The organism is Kitasatospora sp. NPDC001660, assembly GCF_053596725.1.
The window spans coordinates 277674-299145 of the sequence record NZ_JBSFGU010000004.1; the positions used below are offsets into that span (position 1 = coordinate 277674).

A 21472-nucleotide genomic window follows, 5' to 3' on the forward strand; every position below is an offset into this window, starting at 1 on the left:
GTCCGCAACACGCGGGCGGCGGAGGCGGGGCAGCCGCGGGTGCGGGCCGAGAGCTGGTCGGGGTGCGGTCGGTGAGACGGCGGTCGGTGCGGGCCGAGAACCGGTGAGCGCTCGGCCCCGCACCCGTCCGACCGGTCAGATCACCCCCGCTTGGCGGGCCGTCTCCTCGAACGCCCGGGCCACCGGGCTGCCCCGGTAGGGCGTGAGGCGGCGGTGGAAGTCCCGGACGTACTCCAGCGAGCGGGCCGAACGCATCTCCCCTGCCGCCCGCAGCGCGTCGGTGGCCATCGTGCAGGCCTCGTCGAGGTCGCCCATGCCGAGCCGCGCGGTGGCCAGCACCAGCCGGCAGAAGATCCGGCTGCGGGCGTACGCGGGCAGGCGCAGCCGCAGCGACTTCTCGGCGTGCTGGGCGCAGGTGCGCCACTGCTGGAGGTCGCGGTAGCAGTGGGCGAACTCGTCGGAGAGCTGCGCCTCGTCGAAGTACCGTGCCCAGGAGGGGAGTTCGTCGCCCGGGCGGGCCGCTGCCAGGGACCGCTCGGACCGCACGAGGGCAGTGGTGCACGCCCGGACGTCGCCCAGCAGGCCGTGTCCGCGCGCCTCGGCGGCGTGCAGCAGCGACTGGACGACGGGCGGTACGGCGGTGCCCACGCCCTGCTGGGCGACCCGGGCCAGCTGGACCGCCTCCCGGCCGTGGCCGAGGTGGACGGCCTGCTGGCTCATCGTCACCAGCACGTACCCGCCGAGGGCGCGGTCGCCGGCCGCCTGGGAGAGGCGCAGCGCCTGGACGAAGTAGCGCTGGGCGAGCCCGTGGGCGGCGATGTCGAAGGACGTCCAGCCGGCCAGCCTGGTGAGGTCGGCGACGGCGCCGAACAGGGCGCGGCCGATCTGCTCGCCGTAGCGGCCGCGCAGCATCGGCTCGGCCTCGCTCTCCAGGTAGCGCACCAGTGCCTGGCGGGCGTGGCCGCCGCCGTAGGCGTGGTCGAGCGCGCGGAAGAGGTCGCCGACGGCACGGATGGCGGCGATGTCGCCGCGGCCGACGCGCAGGGCAGGGCGCTGCTCGCGGGCCGGGTCGGCGTACGGCGGTTCGACGGCCGCGGGCGGGCGGCGGCTCTGGGTGGGGACGCGGCTGAGGGCGGCGGGCGTTGCCGCGGTGCGCGCGCCGGGCACGCCCGGGGCCGGTCCGCGCACCGGGCTCATGGTCGGTGCGCCGGGCGCGGTGGGGGTGTTCGGCGCCGGCGTTCCGGTCGGTGGTGAGCCGGTGGCGGCGTCCGGGCGGGCCAGCGTGGTGCCGTCCCGGGCGACGCGCTCGTCGGTGCGGCCGATCAGCCAGTCCCGGCTGGGGACGACCAGGCCGGCCGGGGTGAAGGCGATCCGGCGCAGCTCGGACTGCGGGCCGTTGTCCTTGCGCCACATGCTCGCCACGATGTCCACCGCCTCCTGCGGCGTCTCGGCGAACTCCAGGCCCGCGTAGACCGGGGCGCAGGCGTCCAGGCCGAGGTCCTGGGCGGTGAGGCGGCGCCCGAGGCGGCGGGTGAAGACCTCGGCGATCAGCGCGGGCGTGGCGCCGCGCGGCTGCTGGCCGCGCAGCCAGCGGGTGACCGAGGTCTTGTCGTAGCGCAGGTCGAGGCCGTGCTCCAGGCCGAGCTGGTCGACCCGGCGGGCCAGGCCGGCGTGCGAGAAGCCGGCCTCCTCGATCAGCGCCGCCAGCTGCCCGTTCTGCGGGGCCGGACCCGAGTGGCCCGAGTGGCCTCCGGAGCCGCCGGCGGGCGCCGGGGGTGCGGTGGCCGTCGTGGGTGCGGGCACGGGTGTGGGCACGGATGTGGCGGACTGGTGCCGGGCGGGGGTGGCCTGTTCGGGCAGCCGCAGCTCGTCGGCGGCCGGGGCGTGGGCGGTCAGGGTGTCAGGGGCGTCCGGAAGGGCTTGGCCGACCGGACCGCGGTGCTGGTCGAGCGGGTCGAGCGGTCCGTACGCCGGGCTGTCGGTTGCAGGCCGTTGGGACATAGTCAGTCAACACCTCTCGGACGCCGCACCGGGCTCTACCAGCGCTTCGGCTGCCTGTGGCGGCGCCCCCTGTCGGGAATCGGCGTGAATGTAGCGAGCATTCGGGCGCTATGGGTGGATCTGACCGAGCAATCCTCCGAACGGGTGAAGCAACCGCGCCCATTGTGGGGAAGCCTGGACAGCATGGGTTTGGACTTCCACGGTCGAACCGTCGATCGACCGTCATGGTGGCGACCACCACCGTCCACCGGGATGCTGTAGTGGCCCGCCACATGGGAGTCGAGCCGTCGGATTCCTACCGTTCTCGCCCATGGACACCACTACAGCCCGCCCGCTCGACGGCCGCACCGCCCTGGTCACCGGCGCCGCCTCGGGCATCGGCCGGGCCTGCGCCGAGGCCTTCGCCGGGGTCGGCGCCCAGGTCTACGTCGTCGACCTGGCGGCCGAGCCGGCCCGGGAGCTCGCGGCGCGGATCGGCGGACTCGCCGTCGTCGCGGACCTCGCCGACCCACAGGCCGTCGACGCCCTGCCGGCCGACGCCGACATCGTGGTCAACAACGCCGGTCTCCAACACGTGGCCCCCGTCCACGAGTTCCCGCCCGACCGCTTCTCCCTCATCCAACGCGTCATGGTCGAGGCCCCGTTCCGCATCCTGCGCCGCACCCTGCCCCACATGTACGCGCAGCAGTGGGGCCGCGTCGTCAACATCTCGTCCGTCCACGGCCTGCGGGCCAGCGCGTTCAAGTCCGCCTACGTAACCGCCAAACACGCCCTGGAGGGCCTCAGCAAGACCGTCGCCCTGGAGGCCGCCCCGTACGGCGTCACGAGCAACTGCATCAACCCGGGCTACGTCCGGACTCCGTTGGTGGAGAAGCAGATAGCCGCCCAGGCCCAGGCCCACGGCATCCCGGAGGGGGAAGTGGTCGAGCGGATCATGCTCGACCGCACGGCGGTCAAGCGCCTCATCGAGCCCGCCGAGGTGGCCGCCCTGGCCCTGTGGCTCTGCACGCCGTCCGCTTCCTACATCACGGGCGCGAGCCTGCCGGTGGACGGCGGCTGGACGGCGCACTAGGGGTGGCTCTGGCCTCCTTCAGGGCGGCGCGGGCACGCGTGGCGCCCATGGTTGTGGCGGCGGCCCCACAGCTGGTGGAGGCGGTTCGTCTCTGACTGCCCGCACAGGTACGACAGGTGCCGTGCCGGGGCATCGGGTCGCGGCACTCCGCGCACTCGGCGTAGCTGATCGTTCGATGCGGGTCTGGCGGGCGGGGTGGGGGCATCTTGCGCTCCAGGCGGTAGCGGAGCACGGCTGCGGCCGAGTGGACCGGGTTGGGCAAGCCGGGCAGCAGGGCTTGTGCGAGGTCGCTCGGGGTGCTGCCGCGTTCCAGCCACTGGGCGACGAGGGGCGCGAGCTTCTCGGCCTCGGCTTGGCCGAGGCGGAGGCGGGGCTCGGGGCGGATGGCCCGGAACAGGGCGGCCACGGCTTGTCGGGTCTGCTCGTCGGCAGCGGGACTCGCGGGGAGGGTGGGTTCTTGCTCCCGGTTCTCTACGGGAGGGCTGCCTGTGCGACCGGTAGGCGGAGCACCGGGCGCCGGACGGGTGGCACCCGGCGGCGTCGGCCAAGGGGTGTCGTAGACGTGGGACTCACTGCGGAGCGTCCCGTCGGGCAGGCGGGTCGTCTCGACGCGGTAGAAGCCGGCATCGGTGAGCTCCTTGAGGGCCTTGCGGACGGCTCCGCGGCCTTGGGGGCTGGTGGCGGCCATGTGACGGCCGTCCTCGCGCCAGCCGTCGGGGCGCGAGAGGAGGTCCGCGAGGAGGCCGCGGGCGGTGTAGCTCAGCCGCCGGTACTGGAGGACGGCGTTGGGAAGCACGGTGAAGTGCCGTACCTGTTCGGTACGATGGATGCGCATGGGAGCTATGACTCCTGTTGCCGGACCCCGGGGTGTTGGTAGCACCGCCGGGGTCACCTGTTTTCTGTTCGGGTTCGGAACGTAACACGCTGGGTGGGCGGTCAACTGCCCGTTGCCAGAAGGGTGCTTATCGCACTAACCCGCACAGCAGCCGGGAGCTTCAAACCTCGCCGAACTCACCCGAGCGGACGGCGGCGACGAAGGCCGACCAGGCCTCGGCAGGGAAGGCCAGCGCGGGACCCTCGGGGTCCTTGGAGTCACGAACGGGGACGACGTTCGGGAGGCTGCCAACCTCAATGCAGTTCCCTCCTTGAGTGCTGTATGAACTCTTGCACCAAGTGACCTTGCGTAGATCATCCATGCTCAAAGCCCTTCCGCACGTCTCTGATGAACTCGATGCTCGCCGCTCGGGACAACGCCTCGACCTGCAGGTGATCGTACTCACTGGCCCACTCGGCCAACGTCTCCGGATCACGTTCGAGGTAGCCGCGGCGCTGGGTCTCGCCGTATCCCACGATGACCCTGTTCGGCGTGGTCAGCAACGTAATTGGATGCCCGAACGGCCGGTTCTCACCTGCCGAGGTGGGGCAGACCTGCACTAGGTAGCGGGGGCGCGAAGCAAGTGCTTCCAGGTGCCGAAGTTGTTCCACCATGACGCCCCGACCGCCGATCGGTCGCCGGAGTGCGGCCTCATCTATCACCGCCTGGACGTACGGCGCCGGGTCTCGGGCGAGGGCTTGCTGTCGGAGTAGTACCTTCTCGGTCCGCTCGTCGGCCTGCTGCTGAGTAGCGATCCCCCGTAGGACGGGCGCCTCTTGAAACGCTCGGCTGTACTCGGGGGTTTGGAGCAGGCTCGGCACGATGTTGATCTCAAACAGCCGTAGTGCGACAGCTTTCGCCTCATGGCGTAGGTACTCGTCGAAGCCTTCGAACAAGATGCGCTGGCCCGACTTGTTCCACTCCTTCAGGAAGGCCGCTTCAGGACCAAACACGGCGTCGAGCTTGGTTGCGATTCGTTGATTTGGTTTTCTTCGGCCAATCTCAAGTGCCGAGATGTACGACGATGTGCAGCCAACAAGGTTCGCAAGCTGCTCCTGAGTCCAGCCTCGCTGCTCTCGCGAGCTGCGGAGGAGGACTCCGAACTCAGCGCCCTGAGGGTCAAGTTCACGCTTGTTCATGGCGCTCTGCCCCATCAATCAAACATCTCAGACGAGTTGAACAGCTCACGAGCTTAGAGGACATTGAGCACTCCCGGTAGTCATCGCACTACGAATCGGAGTCCCCGGAATGACCAAGAGCACCCCCATGCCCGACGTCCCCCTCATCCACGAGGTGGTGATCGATCGCGGGCACCTCGACGACGGCCGGCCGCGCGAGGGGGTCTTCATGGAGCAGTGCGGCGGCATCATGTACCTTCGCCCGGTCGGCGGCGGCGTCGAATGGACCACCCGGGCCGACCAGGTCAGCGTCCTCAGCCCCCGGCAGATCGCCCCCGGATCCGGTGCCCGCTCCCACCGTCGGCTGCTCCAGGAGGAACCGCCGTGAACCCGAGCAGCCTCATGCTGCTCGCCGGGCTCCACGTAAGTTCCCTGGCCGCTGCCGGATTTGCTGCCGCAGAAAGTGCAGCGCGAAGCCGGCTCCGGGGGCACGTTGGCGTACAGCCCCTGTCGAGCCGAACTGCTCCCCGCCGGGGGCCTCCTCCGGTGGGGAGCACCACCTCAACTCCTCCCCCAAGGAGCAACGTTGAACGACGACATCATGCGGAAGCCGCCCGTCCGACGCCTGGGCCAGCAGGCCTTCGTCCTCCGCTACAGCCCCGACGGGCAGGACGAACTCCACATCCTCCTCGTAGACCCCGTCTACCGCGACGGCTACACCCTCCCCGGCGGCAGCGCCGAGGCCGACGAGCTGCCCCACCTCGCTGCCCGCCGCCACCTGGAGACCGAAACCGGGCTCGTCCTACCCCTGCGAACGATCCTCACGGTCGACTACGTGTCCCGCCACCGCTACCCGGAGGGGCTCAACCTCGTCTACGCGGGCGGCGTCGCGACCCCCAGGCAGGCCAAGGCCGTGAACCTCCACCGCCCGCCGGAGACCATTCGGGCCCTGCACTGGATCCCCCGCCACCTGCTCGACACCGTGATGCCGCCCGACCAGAGCCTCCGCGTCCAGGACGCGTGGGACGCCTGGGAACACGGCGCCGGCCGCCCCCTCCTCCTACACGGCACCCCCGTCCCAGTCTGCTGATCACCACCGGCAGGGATTTCAATGGAAGGTGGCATCCCGGGCGAGCCGGTACTCGGTCGACCCGATAGGTCCCGCTTCATGAGGCCGAGCGTCCGCCAGATGACCCGGAGACCGCGCCGAGAGTGCCGCGGCCTCCCGGCCGCACCTCACCGCAGCGGGGCGAGGTCGAGGGCGACCATATCGATCAACTGCCGCAACCCACTGCGGAAGACGTCATGGTCGGTGACCACGTCAAGGACAGTGTCCACGTGGCCGGCCAGGAACGGGAACTGGTCGGGTGGCAGCACCGCGAGCCCTTGGCGGGTCGTTTCCCGCGCGACTGCGGTGTCGGCGTGGCTCACGAAGGCCGCGCATCCGAGGGTGAACAGGTAGAGCCTGCGGTAGGCCGTGACCGAGTTGGCGGGTGTCATCCCGGCGCGCTCGCCAGCGGCTAGGACAGGTTCGGTGAGGCGGGCCAGCAATTGCCTGCCAAGCCACGGCCGGGAGCCGCGTAGCGCGACGAGGCCGGGGTGGGCGGCCAACAGCTCGTACAGCGCCGTAAAGGACCGCTCGGCCAGTTCGGGCCAGGTGGCACCGGGCTGCGGCTCGGGGAGTTGTCCGGCGAGGTGGTCCATGCACATGTCGAGGAGCCCGGCTACGGACTCCCCGCACCGGCGGTGGACCGTGGTGTGGGAGACGCCGAGCTTATCCCCGAGGGCGCGGAAGTTGAGAGCCTCAGGGCCGCCGGCGTCGATCATCTCGATGGCGGCGCGGGCAATGGTGGTTGCGTTGAGTTGATCAGCAGTAACAGATTGCTTCGCCATGCGTGACAGCGTAACTTACGATGTAACGGACTGATAGACCGTCATGACGGTCTTATGGAGGACGAGTATGCCCAGTCAGCTACTGGATCCGCTCTTCGCCGCCATCGAGGCGCCAGCGTTCACCGAACGCCACCTGGCCGACCTGGTCGCCGGGACGACCGCAGCGGTCCGCGTCCCCGGGTTCCTCTCGACTGACACCTGTCGGGTCATCGGTCAGGCGCTCACCCGCCTGCCCGCCTTCAACACCTGGTTCATAGCTCCCGAGGCCGGGGGCGAGACCCGGCTTTGGCGCCGCCGCTGGCAGCCGGAGGACGAGCAGCACCGCATCTCCTACGGCTACCGTCCGCCCGTCACCGAGGGCGCCCAACTCCTCGAACTCGCCCCCGCCACCGGCGACGGCCTGCTGTTCGCCCCGGCGAACTACCACGCCGTCGCACCGTCTGCCGGGCGCCGCGTCGCCCTCGCGTTCTTCCTCGGCCTGACCACCCGAGGCAACCTCATCGCCTGGTCCTGACACCCTCCGGAGAAACCACCACCATGACCACCACCACCGACACGTTCCCGACCTACGAGGACGTGAAGGCCGCCAAGGACCGCGTCCACGGCGTCATCCGGCCCGTCCCGGTCTTCGAGATCGACCGCAACAGCTTCGGCACCGCCCGCGTCTTCCTAGCCCTGGACTTCATGCAGTTCTCAGGCTCCTTCAAGGACCGGGGCGCCGCGAACTTCATCGGCGCCCACCTGGCCGCCGGGACCATGCCCGACGCCGGAGTGGTCATCGCCTCCGGCGGCAACGCCGGGCTGGCCTGCGCCTGGGCCGCCCAGCGCCACGGCATCAAGGCCACCGTCTTCCTGCCGATCACCGCCCCGGCCGTCAAGGTCGCCAAGCTCCACAAGTTCGGCGCCGACGTCCGCCAGGTCGGCAAGGAGTACGCCGAGGCCGCCGCCGCTGCCGCCGAGTTCGCCGCCACCAGCGGCGCCCTGGCCTCCCACGCCTACGACAACCCCTACATCGCCGCCGGCGCCGGGACCCTGCTCTCCGAGATCCACGGCCAGGTTCCCGGCCTCGACACTGTCATCGTCGCCGTGGGCGGCGGCGGCCTGTTCGCCGGCACCGCCATGACCGCCCATGCCCTCGGCGTGCGGGTCGTCGCGGTCGAACCGGAGAACTGCCGCGCCCTCAACGCCGCGATCGAGGCCGGCAAGGCCGTGGACGTCGAGGTGGACTCCATCGCCGCCGACTCACTCGGCGCCCGCCGCACCAGCGAGACGGCGCTGCACTGGGCCCAGCGCGCCCAGGCCCGCTCCGTCCTCGTCACCGACGACGCGATCCGCGCGGCCCGCGCCCTGCTGTGGGACCACCGGCACCTGGCCGTCGAACACGGCGCCGCCACCGCCCTCGCCGCGCTGACCTCCGGCGCCTACAAGCCCGGCGACGGCGAGCGCGTCGCCGTGGTGCTGTGCGGGGCGAACACCGACCCGTCCGACCTCGTCACCACCTGATGCCCCGGTGGCCGCCGCCCGTGACGGACGACCCCGGGCGGCGGCCACCGGCCCAAGACTTCCGGGCAGCCTCAGCGCCCCGGCAGCGGGTGGCCCCGCGCTCCCTGCGCGACTGCCCGGCATCGCCCCGAGGGCCGTCCGGCCCCGAGGGAACCTCAACGACATGGAGGAACCATGACCAAGAACCTCTACGAGCTGGAACTGGGCGGCGAGTTGACCGCCCAGTGCGGCGGCAACCTCGACAGCGAGTCCGAGACCTGCGTCAGCATCGCGCCACTGACGGGCGTCGCCGACGCGTTCGCCCTCGGCGACACCAAGCCCGAGGGCGCCGGCCTCCAGCTGCGCTACACCGGCGCCGAGCTCGACACCTTCGCCGTCCAGTGGACGAAGAGCCGAGGCCTCACCGCCTGACCACGCCCAGATGTCCGGCCGAAAGCGCTGGCCTCTGTGGGCCCCGACCGTGCCGCACCCGATGGACGACTACCTCGGCTCCCCGACCCAGTGGACCAAGGAGATGCAGCAAATCTGGGACACCACCGACCCGTTCGCCACCTACTCCCTGGAGCCAGGCGACACCCTCGTGGTTCCCCGGGGATGGGTCCACGCCCCCACCTTCACCGGCGATGAACCGAGCTTTCACCTGACGTTCGCCCTACGCGAGCGGACCCCACTCGACCTCGCCCACCAGCTGATCGCCTCCGCACTCGACCGCGACGCCTTCCGCCGGGGCCTCGCCCCGGCGCAGCTGCGCACCGACAACCTCGGCACCACCCTGGGCCGCGTTCGCGAGATGGTCACCGACTACCTGGCCGGCCTCGACCTCGACCAACTCGCCGACCGCATCGCCCCGGAGCTGACCGGCGTGTCCTGACCATCTCACCGAAACACTCTGCTCCTCCTGCGTAGGAAGTCGGCCTGGCCGACTTCCTACGCACAGCGCGCCCCATCGGCCCACGCCCTGCGGGGTGGGCTGGTTATGGGGTGGAGGACCGCAAGTCTGGGGTGGACTATGTGGGTTGGGCACATAGGCCCCGCGGGCCGGGCTTCCTACCTTGTGGCGACATCCTCGACACCGGACCGGAAGTGGTGACCCATGGCAGCATCGGTTGAGAACCGCTCACTCCCTCGGGTGGTGGCGGCCAGTCTGATCGGGACCACCATCGAGTGGTACGACTACTTCCTTTACGGAACAGCGGCCGCGCTCGTGTTCGGGAAGGTGTTCTTCCCGACCAGCGATCCGCTGACGGGGACGCTCCTCGCCTTCCTGACGTACGCGATCGGGTTCGCGGCGCGGCCGCTCGGGGCCCTGGTGTTCGGGCACTTCGGGGACCGGGTCGGGCGGAAGAGGCTGCTCGTCGTGAGTCTGCTGCTGATGGGCGGGTCGACCACGCTCATCGGGGTGCTGCCCACATACGGGGCGGTCGGGGTCGCGGCGCCGGTGCTGCTGACGGTGTTGCGGCTGGTGCAGGGGTTCGCGCTCGGTGGGGAGTGGGGCGGGGCCGTGCTGCTGGTGTCGGAGCACGGGGACCAGCGGCGGCGGGGGTTCTGGGCCTCGTGGCCGCAGGGCGGGGCACCGGCGGGGAACCTGTTGGCGGCGGGGGTGCTGTCGTTGATGACGGCGGTGCAGTCGGACGACGCGTTCCTCGCGTGGGGGTGGCGGGTGCCGTTCCTGCTCTCGGCGGTCCTGGTGGGGGTCGGGATGTGGATCCGGCTCGCGGTCGACGAATCGCCCTTGTTCCAGGCGGCTTTGGCCGCGCAGAAGAAGCGCAAGACCGTCGAACAGCCGCCGCTCGTCGCCGTCCTGCGGCACCACTGGCGGGAGGTCCTTGTCGCCATGGGGGCCCGCATGGCGGAGAACATCTCGTATTACGTGATGACGACGTTCGTCCTCGCGTACGCGGTCTCGCACGCGCACTTCTCCAAGCAGACCGCCCTGAACGCGGTGTTGATCGGCTCCGCGATCCAGTTCGCGCTGATCCCGGCGTTCGGGGCGCTGTCGGACCGGGTCGGGCGCAAGCCGGTGTACCTGGCGGGCGCGGCCGGGGTCGGGGTCTGGGCGTTCGTCTTCTTCGGGTTGGTGGACACGAAGTCGTTCCCCGCGCTCGTCGGCGCCGTGACCGTCGGGCTGGTCTTCCACAGCGCGATGTACGCGCCCCAAGCCGCCTTCTTCTCCGAGATGTTCGCCACCCGGATGCGCTACTCGGGCGCCTCGATCGGGGCACAGTTCTCGTCCGTCGCGGCGGGGGCGCCCGCTCCGCTCATCGCCACCGCGCTGCTCAAGGACTACGGCAGCACCACGCCGATCTCCGTGTACGTGGCGATCGCGGCGGCGATCACCCTGCTCGCGGTGCTGTGCGGGCGCGAGACCAGGGGGCAGGACCTCGCCGACGTGGAGGCCCGGGCGGCGGATACCACGCCGGTCACGAAGCCCGCCACCGCGTGACGACCCAGCCGCTACGATCGCGCTCCCGCCCCAACGCCGATTGGCGGCACGCACCATGAACGACCCCCAGACCGGCGCCGCGCCCGCCCTGCGGCGGCTGCTCGACCTGCTCGCCTCCGGCGCCGCCACCGAGGACTTCGCCGAGGTGCTGGCCGACGCCCGCCGCCGGGGGGCGCCGGCGGCGGTGCTGTCGGAGATCGACGACGCCACCTGGCAGGCCCTGCGGGTGCACCGTACGCTTCGCCAGCACCGGCGCCGTGAGGCCGAGTTGACGGCGCTGTTCGACACCGCCGGCGACCTCGCGGCGTCCCGCGACCTGGACACCGTGCTGCAGGCGATCGTCCGCCGCGCCCGCCTGCTGCTCGGCACCGACACCGCCTACCTGACCCTCCCTGACGAGGCCGCCGGCGACACCTACATGCGGGTCACCGACGGCTCGGTCTCCGTCCTCTTCCAGACCCTGCGGCTCAGCCTCGGCGACGGCCTCGGCGGCCTGGTCGCGCAGACCGCCCGCCCGTACGCGACCCCCGACTACCGCACCGACGACCGCTTCCACCACACCGGCACCATCGACGCGGGCGTGCTCGACGAAGGCCTGGTCGCGATCATCGGCGTGCCGCTGCTGCTCGGCGGGCGGGTCATCGGCGTCCTCTTCGCCGCCGACCGCTCGCCGCGCGCCTTCTCCCCGGACGAGGTCGCGCTGCTCTGCTCGCTGGCCGCGCACGCCGCGATCGCCCTGGACACGGCCAAGTCGCTGGCCGGCACCCGGGCCGCGCTCGCCGAGCTGGGCGCCGCCAACGAGCTGGTCCGCGCCCACTCCGCCGCCGTCCAGCGCGCCGAGCAGGCCCACGACCGGCTCACCGACCTCGTGCTGCGCGGCGCCGAGGTGCCGGACGTCGCCGCCGCCGTCGCGGCCCTGCTCGGCGGCGAGATAGCGGTCCTGGACGCCGAGGGCGAGCCGCTGTCCGGCCGCGTGCCGTCCGCCGCCGGACTGGCCGGGGCGATCGCGGCGTCGCGCGCCGAGGGCCGGTCCGTCCGGCACGGCGGGCTCTGGGTGTGCGCCGTCCTGGCCGGACAGGACGCGCTCGGCGCGATGGTGCTGCGCGGCCGGCCCGACCTCGACGACGCCGACCGGCGGCTGTTCGAGCGGGCCGGCGTGGTGACCGCGCTCCTCCTGCTGCTGCGCCGCTCGGTGGCCGAGACCGAGAACCGCGTCCGCGGCGAGCTGCTCACCGACCTGCTGACCGCACCCGACCGCGACCCGGCCGGACTCACCGCACGCGGCCGGCGGCTCGGCGTCGACCTCGGCCGCCCGCACCTCGTCCTGGTCGCCGAACCGGCCGGGGCCGCCGCCACCGACCGCAGCCGGCTCGCGGGCGCGGCCGGGCGGTACCTGTTCGGCTCCCGGGGCATCAGCGCCGAGCACGGCGAGGCGGTGGTCCTGCTGGTGCCGGACGGCGGCGACCCCGGGGAGAGCGCCCGGCAGGCGGCCGAGCGGCTGGCCCGGCTGGCCGGGTTCCCGGTCACCGTCGGCGCCGGCCGCCCGGCCGCGGGCCCGCCGGCGATCGCCGCGTCGTACGCCGAGGGCTTGCGCTGCCTGCGGGCGCTGCGGGTGCTCGGCCGCGCCGGGGAGGGCGCGTCGGCGCGGGCGCTCGGCTTCCTCGGGGTGCTGCTCGGCGACGGGCACGACGTGGACGGCTTCGTCGGCGCGACGCTCGGACCGCTGCTGGACTACGACGCGCGGCGCGGCACCGAGCTGGTGCGCACCCTCCGCGCGTACTTCGACTGCGGCGCCAGCCTGACCCGGGCCAAGGACGAACTGCACGTCCACGTGAACACGGTGGTCCAGCGGCTGGACCGGGTCGAGGCGCTGCTCGGGCGGGACTGGAACCTGCCGGAGCGGTCGCTGGAGCTGCAGTTGGCACTGCGGTTGCAGCTGCTGGCGGACAGCTGAACGGTCCGAACGGGCTTGGGCGTACAGTGGCGAGGTTGGTCTCGAACGCCCGGCAAGGAGCAGCATCGGTGAGCGAGAACGTACGTTTCGTTCGTTTGGGCATAGGCGAGCGCACGGTGCCCTACCAGGAGGCGTGGGAGGAGCAGCAGCGGCTGCACGCGCTGCGGGTCGCGGACGAGATCCCCGACACCGTGCTGCTGCTGGAGCACCAGTCCGTCTACACGATGGGCAAGCGCACCAACCCGGCCGACCTCCCGCTGGACGGCACCCCGGTGGTCGAGGTCAACCGGGGCGGGGAGATCACCTGGCACGGGCCCGGCCAGCTGGTCGGCTACCCGATCGTCAAGCTGCCCGACCCGATCGACGTGATCGCGTACGTCCGCCGGCTGGAGGAGGCGCTGATCCGCGCCAGCGCCGAGTTCGGCGTGGAGACCACCCGGGTCGAGGGCCGCAGCGGCGTCTGGGTGCTCGGCGAGACCATCCCGGACGCGGTCGTGGACCCGTCCCAGGTGGTCGACATCGGCAAGCTCACCCTGCGGCTGGGCCTGCCGATGGGGATCGACCCGCGGCTGGCCGGCCCCGAGTACGCGCCGTCCAACGCCGGGCAGCGCGGCGACGACCGCAAGCTCGCCGCGATCGGCGTGCGGGTCGCCCGCGGGGTCACGATGCACGGCTTCTCGCTGAACTGCGCCCAGGACATGACCTTCTTCGACAAGATCGTGCCGTGCGGCATCCGGGACGCGGGTGTGACCTCGCTCTCCAACGAGCTCGGCCGCGACCTCTCCGTCGGCGCGGCGCTGCCGGTGGTCGAGCGGCACCTGGCGGACGTGCTCGCCGAGCTGCCGGAGCCGGCGCTCGGCCGCTGAGGCCCCGGGCACCGCATCCCCGCCTGCGGGCGCCGCCACCGGCCGAAGCCGGGGAATCTACTGGCCGGTAGCTCTGTTGCCCTGCGAATGCGGGGCGGCACGCCCGGCGAAGGCCGTACAACCACAGGCGTACCCTGGGGGTACCCCGTCTAGTTCTAGGAGTCGCACGTGTCCGCTGTCGCACCCGACGGCAGGAAGCTGCTCCGCCTGGAGGTCCGCAACAGCGAGACCCCCATCGAGCGGAAGCCCGAGTGGATCAAGACCCGCGCGAAGATGGGCCCGGAGTACAACGCCCTCCAGTCGCTGGTGAAGAAGGAGGGGCTGCACACGGTCTGCCAGGAGGCCGGCTGCCCCAACATCTTCGAGTGCTGGGAGGACCGCGAGGCGACCTTCCTCATCGGCGGTGACCAGTGCACCCGCCGCTGCGACTTCTGCCAGATCGACACCGGCAAGCCCGCCGAGTTCGACCGGGACGAGCCGCGCCGCGTCGCCGAGTCCATCGTCACCATGGACCTCAACTACGCCACCATCACCGGCGTCGCCCGCGACGACCTGGCGGACGGCGGCGCCTGGCTGTACGCGGAGACGGTGCGCCAGGTGCACGCGATGACCGCCGGCCGCCAGGGCGGCCGCACCGGCGTCGAGCTGCTGATCCCCGACTTCAACGCGGTGCCCGAGCAGCTGGCCGAGGTCTTCTCCTCCCGCCCCGAGGTGCTGGCGCACAACGTCGAGACGGTGCCGCGGATCTTCAAGCGGATCCGCCCGGCGTTCCGCTACGAGCGCTCGCTGGACGTCATCACCCAGGCCCGCGCGGCCGGGCTGGTGACCAAGTCCAACCTGATCCTCGGCATGGGCGAGACCCGCGAGGAGGTCAGCCAGGCGCTGGCCGACCTGGTCGGCGCCGGCTGCGAGCTGATCACCATCACCCAGTACCTGCGGCCCTCGCTGCGCCACCACCCGGTCGAGCGCTGGGTGAAGCCGCACGAGTTCGTCGAGCTCCAGCAGGAGGCCGAGGAGCTGGGCTTCGCCGGGGTCATGTCGGGCCCGCTGGTGCGCTCGTCGTACCGGGCCGGGCGACTGTACCGGCAGGCGCTGGAGCGGCGCGAGCAGGCCTCGGCCTGACGCTCGGCGACGGTCTTGAGCCATTGGAAGGGCGGAGCCACGGCTCCGCCTTTCGGTTTTCATCAGACTTTGACGACCAGGTCACGGACTGGTAACACGGAGTGGTGACGATGGACTCGTTGCGATCGTTCGATCCTTCCCAGCCACGTCCTTGAGCCACGAAGGAGCTGTTCGGGATGCACATGCGGATCCGGTCGGTGGGAGTTGCGGTGCGCTTCGCCGAGAGCGTCCTGATGGCCGGCGGGCAGCGGCAGGCCCGCCGCAACGCCTGGGCGGCGGTCTGCGAGAACCGCCGGTACGCGGCGGACCGGCGCCACGACGCCCTGGCGGCCGGGGGCACGGGAGTGAAGTCCACGCGCCGCTGACGCCGGTCGTCGCTGTCCGCGACGGTGGCCCGGCACACGGGTTACGGTTCGGTGCGAACGGGTACCCGGGCTTGGAGTTCACGTGCCCCTGCCACGTACCATGAGCGTTATGGCGAGGGAAACATCCGAGAACCCCGGGCGACTGAAGCAGATCCGCCTGGCGTACACCATGACCAAGAAGGTCGACACCAAGATCGGCCTGATCATCGCCGGCGTCGGCCTGCTGACCTTCGGCGTGTTCCTCGCCATCGGCTTCGCGATCGACCACCCCGTCTATCTGGGCATCCTGGGCTTCATCGTGGCCTTCCTGGCCATGGCGATCGTCTTCGGGCGCCGGGCCGAGCGCGCCGCGTTCGGGCAGATGGAGGGGCAGCCGGGCGCCGTCGCGGCGGTGCTGAACAACATCAAGCGCGGCTGGAGCTCCAACTCCACCCCGGTCGCCGTCACCCGCAACCAGGACGCGGTCTACCGCGCCGTCGGCCGGGCCGGCATCGCGCTGATCGGCGAGGGCAACCCGAACCGGGTCCGCCAGCTGCTGGCCTCCGAGAAGAAGAAGATGGCGCGCGTCGTCGGCGACGTGCCGGTGCACGACATCGTCGTGGGCAACGGCGAGGGTGAGATCCCGCTGAAGAAGCTGCAGATCCACCTGATGCGCCTGCCCCGCGCCATCACCCCGGCCCAGGTCACCGAGACCAACGACCGCCTGCGCGCCCTGGGCGACCTGCTCTCCAAGGCGCCGATCCCCAAGGGCCCGATGCCCAAGGGCGCCCGGATGCCCAAGGGCGGCCAGGCCCGCTGATCCCTCCCCCGTCGACACGGAACGGCCCCGCCACTCCACTGGAGCGGCGGGGCCGTTCGACGTTTCCCGGCCCGGTTCGGACCTCAGATCCGCACCTCGACGGTGCCGACCGCCTTGTCGTGCAGGCCGCGGGTGTCGCGGTCCCACACCAGCGGCGGCACCAGCAGGCAGAGCAGCAGCGTGCGCAGCAGCACCTGCGGGATGGTCGCGCGGCGGCCGTCCAGCCGGACCACCCGGAGGCCGAACAGCCGCTTGCCGACCGTCGTCCCGGTCGTGGCGAGCAGCAGCGCGGTGACGGCGAAGAACAGCGGCGTCGTCCACAGGTTGGCCGAGGACGCGGCGCCCTTGGTCAGCAGCCCGTAGGCGACCAGGGAGACCAGCCAGCCGTCCACGAACACGGCGCCGATCCGGCGGGCGGGGCCGGCGATCGAGCCGGGGCCCTCCTTGGGCAGTCCGAGGCGCTCACCGCGGTAGCCGAAGTCGGCGCCCATCTTCTCGGCGGCCGCCTTCGGGCCGTCGATCCACGATCCCAACGCTTCTCTGGTGTCCACGAATCCACACTAACCGGGCGGCCCCCGCGCGCAGCCACCGACTCCCCCGTCGTCCGCGGGCCGTCCCCGACCGAGTGAATCCGGGTGTCCGGGCTTACCAAGTGGTCCAGACCATTTCTCGAAGGACGGGCAGGTGGGTGGGCGTTTTGCCCCGGACCGTACGTCTTTGCCGCCCGTTCGGCGGAGGTGGTTAACATCTAAGAAACGAGCGGGTCACCGGTCGGAAACGGACCGTTCCTAGGGTGAGCCGCATTCGCACGCCGAGGAGGATGGATGTTCAACAACGCCGCCGAAGTGAAGCAGTTCATCCAGGACAACGACGTCAAGTTCGTCGACGTCCGCTTCTGCGACCTGCCGGGCGTCATGCAGCATTTCACCGTACCTGCGGCGACCTTCGACCCGTCCGAGACCCTGATGTTCGACGGCTCGTCGATCCGCGGCTTCCAGGCCATCCACGAGTCCGACATGGCCCTCGTCGCGGACCTCGCCACGGCCCGGCTCGACCCCTTCCGGGCCGAGAAGCACCTCAACATCAACTTCTTCATCCAGGACCCGGTCACCGGCGAGGCCTACAGCCGCGACCCGCGCAACGTCGCCAAGAAGGCGGAGGCCTACCTCGCCTCCTCCGGCATCGCCGACACCGCGTTCTTCGGGCCCGAGGCCGAGTTCTACGTCTTCGACTCGGTGCGGTTCGAGACCAGCGCCAACGCGTCCTTCTACCACATCGACTCCGAGGCCGGCGCCTGGAACACCGGCGCCGCCGAGGGCGACGTGCGCGGCTACAAGGTCAAGTACAAGGGCGGCTACTTCCCCACCCCGCCGGTGGACCACTTCGCCGACCTGCGCGCCGAGATGTCGCTGGAGCTGGCCAAGGCCGGCCTGGAGGTCGAGCGCCAGCACCACGAGGTCGGCACGGCCGGCCAGGCGGAGATCAACTACAAGTTCAACACCCTGCTGCACGCGGCCGACGACCTGATGCTGTTCAAGTACATCATCAAGAACGTCGCCTGGCGCAACGGCAAGACGGCCACCTTCATGCCGAAGCCGATCTTCGGCGACAACGGCTCGGGCATGCACGTCCACCAGTCGCTGTGGAGCGACGGCTCGCCGCTCTTCTACGACGAGCAGGGCTACGCCGGGCTCTCCGACACCGCGCGCTACTACATCGGCGGCCTGCTGCGGCACGCGCCCTCGCTGCTGGCGTTCACCAACCCGTCGGTGAACTCCTACCACCGCCTGGTGCCGGGCTTCGAGGCGCCGGTCAACCTGGTCTACTCGCAGCGCAACCGCTCGGCCGCGATCCGCATCCCGATCACCGGCTCCAACGCCAAGGCCAAGCGCATCGAGTTCCGCGCGCCGGACCCGTCGTCCAACCCGTACCTGGCGTTCTCGGCGATGCTGATGGCCGGACTCGACGGCATCCGCAACAAGATCGAGCCGCTGGAGCCGGTCGACAAGGACCTCTACGAGCTCGCCCCCGAGGAGCACGCGAACGTCCCGCAGGTGCCGTCGTCCCTCCCGGCGGTCCTGGAGGCGCTGGAGGCCGACCACGAGTACCTCCTCGCGGGCAACGTCTTCACGCCCGACCTGATCGAGACGTGGATCGACTTCAAGCGCACCAACGAGATCGCCCCGATCGCCCTGCGGCCGCACCCGCACGAGTTCGAGCTGTACTACGACCTCTAGGCCGCCAGGCGTCCCGAAGCCCCCGTCCCGGCAACTCGCTTGCCGCGGCGGGGGCTTCCCGGTGTCGGACCACCGCCATGGGGAGCAAAGGCGGAGTGACACCGACCATCCGCGTGTCGGCGGACGTGGAGGCGGACGGGCGCGCGGGAGTTCCCGGGCCCCGCGCAGCGGCGCTCGGTAGGCTGGACGGCATGGAGATCTGGATCAACCCGCGCTGCGGCAAGTGCCGGACGGCCCTCGGCGAGCTGACCGCGGCCGGGGCCGAGTACACCGTGCGGCGCTACCTGGAGGACCCGCCGACCGCGGCCGAGCTGGAGGCGGTGCTGGGGCGGCTCGGCCTGGAGCCGTGGGACATCACGCGCCTCGACGAGCAGGCCGCGAAGGACCTCGGGATGAAGCAGTGGACCCGGGAGCCGGGCGACCGGGCGCGCTGGATCGCCGCGATGGCCGAGCACCCGATCCTCATCCAGCGCCCGATCATCACCGCGGACGACGGCCACGCCGTCGTGGCCCGGACCCCCGAGGCCCTCAAGTCCGTCCTGCCGTGACGCCGAAGCGGCCGGTCAGTGGAGCCTGGTGCGCTCCACCGGCCGGCCCGGGTGCCAGTTGAAGACCCACAGGTGGCCGTCCTCCAGGCCGGTGTGCACCACCTGCTCCAGGTCGAGCCGGAACGCGTGGAACGGGCCCGGCGGCGGCTCGGGCAGATCGGCGACGAAGGCGGCGAGTTCGACCTCGTCGGTGATCTCCACCGCCCGGCCGGACAGCTTGGAGTCGCCGCCCGCCATGGTCTCGTCCCCGGGGCGCGAGTGCAGGGCGAAACGGCCGTCACGCTGGAGGTCGCGCGCCTTCACCGAGCCGTACATCGACCCGAGCATCGCGTCGGCGCCGATGAAGTCGACCTCGGTGCCGCTCACCCTGGGCGATCCGTCCTTGCGCAGCGTCGCCAGGACGTGGTGCTTGCCGGCCTCGAACCGGGCCCGTACGAGGGGCGCGAGATCGGGTGCCTCCTGCTCGAAATCCTGCCAGGTAACCATGCCGCCAGTCTGGCACCGGGCACCGACAATCCGCCGCCCCCGCCGTGTTGTCGGTGCCCGGTGCCAGACTGGCGGGGTGACCACCACGACCACGTACATCGCGTTCCTGCGGGCCATCAACGTCGGCGGCCGGACGGTGAAGATGGAGCGGCTGCGGGCGCTCTTCGCCGAGCTGGGGCTGGCCGACGTCCGTTCGTACATCCAGTCCGGCAACGTGTTCTTCAGCACGGACGAGCCCGATCGCGCCGCCCTCACCCTGCGCATCGAGCGGCACCTGGAGGAGTCGCTGGGCTACCCCGTCCCGGTGCTGCTGCGGACGGTCGACGAGGTGGCCGCCATGCTGGCCGCCGAGCCGTTCAGGGGCGTCGAGGTGACGCCCGACGTCCGGCTGGTCATCGCGTTCCTCTCCGAGCCGCTCCCCGCCGACCTCACCGTCCCGCGCACGTCGCCGAAGGGCGACTACGAGGTGCTCGGTGCGGACGCGGGCGCCGCGTACGTCGTGGTGCACCTGAAGAACGGCAAGTGGGTCACCAAGGAGATGTTCGACAAGCGGTACACGGGGTCGGTGACGTCCCGGTTCCTGCACACGACGGAGAAGATCCTGGCGGCGGCCAGGAAGTCCTGACCCCGGATCCGTGGAACCGCGGCGCCGTCTGACCCCGGATCCGTGGAACCGCGGCGCCGTCTCCGGTGTCCTGATCCGGGGGGACATCGTGAACCGTCGTGGACGCTGCGCGGCGGCGGCCGGAATCTGGACAGCCGGGCACGGCGCCGCCGACAATCGGGACATGACGCATCCTGAGATCCGGACGTACGCTGTCCGGCCGTCCGAGGCCGAGCGGGACCAGGCGCTCGGGGTGCTGCGCGACGGCGCGAGCAGTGGCCGGCTGTCGCACGAGACCTTCCTCGGGCGGATGGAGGTCGTCCTGCACGCCACCAGCCGCGCCGAGTTGGACGCGGCGATGGCCGACCTGCCCACCGGGAACCCGGTGGAACGCTTCCTGATGCGGGCAGTGGGCCGGATCTCCGGGTTCGGCGAGCGGATCAACCGGGCCTGGCGCACCGAACGGCTGCCGGGCCTGAACCTCCCGCAGAGCACCGGGCAGTTGACGATCGGCCGGATCCCCGGCTCCGGGCTGCGGCTGCACGACGCCTCGGTCTCCCGCCACCACGCCGAACTGCGGCACGAGGACGGCGGCTGGGTGCTGTACGACCTCGGCTCGACCAACGGCACCCACGTGAACGGCCACCGCATCGCGGGCGGCGCCCGGGTGCGCCCGGGCGACCAGGTCCGCTTCGGCAACCTGGAGTTCCGCCTCGCGAGCGGATAGCCGTGGAGCGGACGGCCGCCCGCGCCCGCGCCGAGGATGCGTTCGGCGGCCAGCAGACGGGTGATCAGCGGCGGTCGCAGGAGAGAGGTCACCGGCGGGTTGGTAGCAGGAGGACCCTCCGCCCGGGGCGTTGTCGGTGGTGGGTGGGAGGATGCCGGCATGACGCAGGAGACGCCGACGCCCGAGCTCGACCCCGAGGTGCTGCGCGAAGCCCGTGACCGGGCCCGCGAGTTGATCCGGTGCGGCTTCCAGGAGCCGGACGAGATAGCCGAGTCCCTGGTCGAACTCCTCGACGACCAGGGGCTGACGGAGGAGGAGGCGGAGCGGATCGTCGCTCCGCTCTGGCGGGAGCGGCTGGCCGAGCAGGCCGGCTGGCCCGAGGTCACCCACGTGGACCGGCTGGTCGCGGCCTTCGACGCGCTGGAGGAGGAGGGCATCGTCGCGGCGATGGACTTCACCTGCTGCGCGAGCTGCGGCTACGCCGAGATCGGAGACGAGGCCGACGAGGACTCGCGCGGTTTCGTCTTCTTCCACCAGCAGGACACCGAACGCGCCGCTGCCGGGCATGGCCTGATGCTGCGTTACGGCGGCTTCCGGACGGCCGGTGAGCAGGGCGGGCCCGTGGAGTCGGCGGACGCGGCGGCGCTCCGGACGGTGGAGATCGGCCGGGAGGTGGTGGCCGCGCTGGCGGCGGAGGGCCTGCCGGTGGAGTGGGACGGTTCGCCGGGCAAGGCCATCCTGGTCACACCGCTGGAGTGGCTGAACCGCCTGCCGGAGTAGCCACGGCCGTACGCGTCGTGCGCCCCCTCGCCGCATGTGCCCGCGGCCCTTGCCACGCGCGTAGATCGACGGCCCGCGAA

The 21472-nt window shown here is 71.5% G+C and carries 25 protein-coding genes; 18 read left to right on the forward strand and 7 right to left on the reverse strand.

Going from position 1 to position 21472, the window contains the following annotated elements:
• Positions 1 to 135: 135 nt before the first annotated feature.
• Positions 136 to 2001 carry a regulator gene (locus ACWCXH_RS06620; protein ID WP_449800221.1) on the reverse strand — a complete coding sequence of 622 codons (1866 nt, stop codon included), beginning with the start codon at positions 1999 to 2001 and terminating at the stop codon, positions 136 to 138.
• Between the two features lie 310 nt (positions 2002 to 2311).
• Between ACWCXH_RS06620 and ACWCXH_RS06625 the strand changes: the two genes are divergently transcribed.
• On the forward strand, positions 2312 to 3073 hold the full coding sequence (locus tag ACWCXH_RS06625) for a 3-hydroxybutyrate dehydrogenase (RefSeq protein WP_449800222.1): 762 nt from the start codon (positions 2312 to 2314) through the stop codon (positions 3071 to 3073).
• Here ACWCXH_RS06625 and ACWCXH_RS06630 read toward each other — a convergent pair.
• From ACWCXH_RS06630 to ACWCXH_RS06640, 3 genes are all read right to left on the reverse strand, one after another.
• On the reverse strand, positions 3027 to 3908 hold the full coding sequence (locus ACWCXH_RS06630; protein ID WP_449800223.1) for a hypothetical protein: 882 nt from the start codon (positions 3906 to 3908) through the stop codon (positions 3027 to 3029). The two genes, ACWCXH_RS06625 and ACWCXH_RS06630, sit on opposite strands and share 47 nt — an antisense overlap.
• Before the next feature lie 160 nt (positions 3909 to 4068).
• The gene (locus tag ACWCXH_RS06635; protein ID WP_449800224.1) at positions 4069 to 4269 is read right to left on the reverse strand and encodes a DUF397 domain-containing protein; all 201 of its coding nucleotides are present in this window, start codon (positions 4267 to 4269) and stop codon (positions 4069 to 4071) included.
• Positions 4262 to 5086, reverse strand: a complete 825-nt coding sequence (locus ACWCXH_RS06640; RefSeq protein WP_449800225.1) for a helix-turn-helix domain-containing protein — start codon at positions 5084 to 5086, stop codon at positions 4262 to 4264. Before ACWCXH_RS06640 ends, ACWCXH_RS06635 begins: the two co-directional genes overlap by 8 nt.
• 109 nt (positions 5087 to 5195) lie before the next feature.
• On the opposite strand from ACWCXH_RS06640, the gene ACWCXH_RS06645 reads away from it, so the two are divergent.
• Complete coding sequence (locus ACWCXH_RS06645) at positions 5196 to 5453, forward strand: hypothetical protein (RefSeq protein ID WP_449800226.1); 258 nt, start codon at positions 5196 to 5198, stop codon at positions 5451 to 5453.
• Positions 5454 to 5651: 198 nt separating this feature from the next.
• Complete coding sequence (locus ACWCXH_RS06650) at positions 5652 to 6155, forward strand: NUDIX domain-containing protein (RefSeq protein WP_449800227.1); 504 nt, start codon at positions 5652 to 5654, stop codon at positions 6153 to 6155.
• A 146-nt stretch (positions 6156 to 6301) separates the two neighbouring features.
• On the opposite strand, the gene ACWCXH_RS06655 is transcribed toward ACWCXH_RS06650, so the two are convergent.
• Positions 6302 to 6958 carry a TetR/AcrR family transcriptional regulator gene (locus tag ACWCXH_RS06655; protein WP_449800228.1) on the reverse strand — a complete coding sequence of 219 codons (657 nt, stop codon included), beginning with the start codon at positions 6956 to 6958 and terminating at the stop codon, positions 6302 to 6304.
• A gap of 67 nt (positions 6959 to 7025) precedes the next feature.
• On the opposite strand from ACWCXH_RS06655, the gene ACWCXH_RS06660 reads away from it, so the two are divergent.
• The 10 genes from ACWCXH_RS06660 (at position 7026) to ACWCXH_RS06705 (ending at position 16010) form a co-directional block, all read left to right on the forward strand.
• The gene (locus tag ACWCXH_RS06660; RefSeq protein WP_449800229.1) at positions 7026 to 7472 is read left to right on the forward strand and encodes a hypothetical protein; all 447 of its coding nucleotides are present in this window, start codon (positions 7026 to 7028) and stop codon (positions 7470 to 7472) included.
• Between the two features lie 23 nt (positions 7473 to 7495).
• On the forward strand, positions 7496 to 8461 hold the full coding sequence (locus ACWCXH_RS06665; RefSeq protein WP_449800230.1) for a threonine/serine dehydratase: 966 nt from the start codon (positions 7496 to 7498) through the stop codon (positions 8459 to 8461).
• 174 nt (positions 8462 to 8635) lie between these two features.
• Positions 8636 to 8872, forward strand: coding sequence for a DUF397 domain-containing protein (locus tag ACWCXH_RS06670; protein ID WP_449800231.1), 237 nt, complete (start codon positions 8636 to 8638; stop codon positions 8870 to 8872).
• Positions 8873 to 8882: 10 nt separating this feature from the next.
• The gene (locus ACWCXH_RS06675; RefSeq protein ID WP_449800232.1) at positions 8883 to 9332 is read left to right on the forward strand and encodes a JmjC domain-containing protein; all 450 of its coding nucleotides are present in this window, start codon (positions 8883 to 8885) and stop codon (positions 9330 to 9332) included.
• A 222-nt stretch (positions 9333 to 9554) separates the two neighbouring features.
• Positions 9555 to 10904 carry an MFS transporter gene (locus ACWCXH_RS06680; protein ID WP_449800233.1) on the forward strand — a complete coding sequence of 450 codons (1350 nt, stop codon included), beginning with the start codon at positions 9555 to 9557 and terminating at the stop codon, positions 10902 to 10904.
• Positions 10905 to 10959: 55 nt separating this feature from the next.
• Positions 10960 to 12858, forward strand: a complete 1899-nt coding sequence (locus ACWCXH_RS06685; protein WP_449800234.1) for a helix-turn-helix domain-containing protein — start codon at positions 10960 to 10962, stop codon at positions 12856 to 12858.
• 68 nt (positions 12859 to 12926) lie between these two features.
• On the forward strand, positions 12927 to 13724 hold the full coding sequence (gene lipB, locus ACWCXH_RS06690; RefSeq protein WP_449800235.1) for a lipoyl(octanoyl) transferase LipB: 798 nt from the start codon (positions 12927 to 12929) through the stop codon (positions 13722 to 13724).
• A gap of 168 nt (positions 13725 to 13892) precedes the next feature.
• Entirely contained in the window at positions 13893 to 14846 is a 954-nt protein-coding gene (locus tag ACWCXH_RS06695; protein ID WP_449800236.1) for a lipoyl synthase, read from the forward strand.
• A 176-nt stretch (positions 14847 to 15022) separates the two neighbouring features.
• On the forward strand, positions 15023 to 15211 hold the full coding sequence (locus ACWCXH_RS06700) for a hypothetical protein (protein ID WP_449800237.1): 189 nt from the start codon (positions 15023 to 15025) through the stop codon (positions 15209 to 15211).
• Positions 15212 to 15311: 100 nt separating this feature from the next.
• Positions 15312 to 16010 carry a DUF4191 domain-containing protein gene (locus ACWCXH_RS06705; protein WP_449800312.1) on the forward strand — a complete coding sequence of 233 codons (699 nt, stop codon included), beginning with the start codon at positions 15312 to 15314 and terminating at the stop codon, positions 16008 to 16010.
• Between the two features lie 83 nt (positions 16011 to 16093).
• On the opposite strand, the gene ACWCXH_RS06710 is transcribed toward ACWCXH_RS06705, so the two are convergent.
• Positions 16094 to 16561: an RDD family protein gene (locus ACWCXH_RS06710; protein ID WP_449800238.1), complete on the reverse strand. Its 468-nt coding sequence runs from the start codon at positions 16559 to 16561 to the stop codon at positions 16094 to 16096.
• Between the two features lie 273 nt (positions 16562 to 16834).
• On the opposite strand from ACWCXH_RS06710, the gene glnA reads away from it, so the two are divergent.
• Together glnA and ACWCXH_RS06720 are read left to right on the forward strand one after the other, a co-directional pair.
• The gene (gene glnA, locus ACWCXH_RS06715) at positions 16835 to 18247 is read left to right on the forward strand and encodes a type I glutamate--ammonia ligase (RefSeq protein WP_449800239.1); all 1413 of its coding nucleotides are present in this window, start codon (positions 16835 to 16837) and stop codon (positions 18245 to 18247) included.
• Between the two features lie 191 nt (positions 18248 to 18438).
• Positions 18439 to 18795 carry an arsenate reductase family protein gene (locus ACWCXH_RS06720; RefSeq protein WP_449800240.1) on the forward strand — a complete coding sequence of 119 codons (357 nt, stop codon included), beginning with the start codon at positions 18439 to 18441 and terminating at the stop codon, positions 18793 to 18795.
• A 15-nt stretch (positions 18796 to 18810) separates the two neighbouring features.
• On the opposite strand, the gene ACWCXH_RS06725 is transcribed toward ACWCXH_RS06720, so the two are convergent.
• On the reverse strand, positions 18811 to 19281 hold the full coding sequence (locus ACWCXH_RS06725) for a pyridoxamine 5'-phosphate oxidase family protein (RefSeq protein WP_449800241.1): 471 nt from the start codon (positions 19279 to 19281) through the stop codon (positions 18811 to 18813).
• Positions 19282 to 19357: 76 nt separating this feature from the next.
• On the opposite strand from ACWCXH_RS06725, the gene ACWCXH_RS06730 reads away from it, so the two are divergent.
• The 3 genes from ACWCXH_RS06730 to ACWCXH_RS06740 all read left to right on the forward strand — a co-directional run bounded on the left by ACWCXH_RS06730 (position 19358) and on the right by ACWCXH_RS06740 (position 21392).
• On the forward strand, positions 19358 to 19906 hold the full coding sequence (locus ACWCXH_RS06730; RefSeq protein WP_449800242.1) for a DUF1697 domain-containing protein: 549 nt from the start codon (positions 19358 to 19360) through the stop codon (positions 19904 to 19906).
• A gap of 163 nt (positions 19907 to 20069) precedes the next feature.
• Positions 20070 to 20612 carry an FHA domain-containing protein gene (locus tag ACWCXH_RS06735; protein ID WP_449800243.1) on the forward strand — a complete coding sequence of 181 codons (543 nt, stop codon included), beginning with the start codon at positions 20070 to 20072 and terminating at the stop codon, positions 20610 to 20612.
• 159 nt (positions 20613 to 20771) lie between these two features.
• Positions 20772 to 21392 (forward strand): DUF6891 domain-containing protein, encoded by a 621-nt coding sequence (locus tag ACWCXH_RS06740; protein WP_449800244.1) that lies wholly within the window; start codon positions 20772 to 20774, stop codon positions 21390 to 21392.
• Positions 21393 to 21472: the final 80 nt, after the last annotated feature.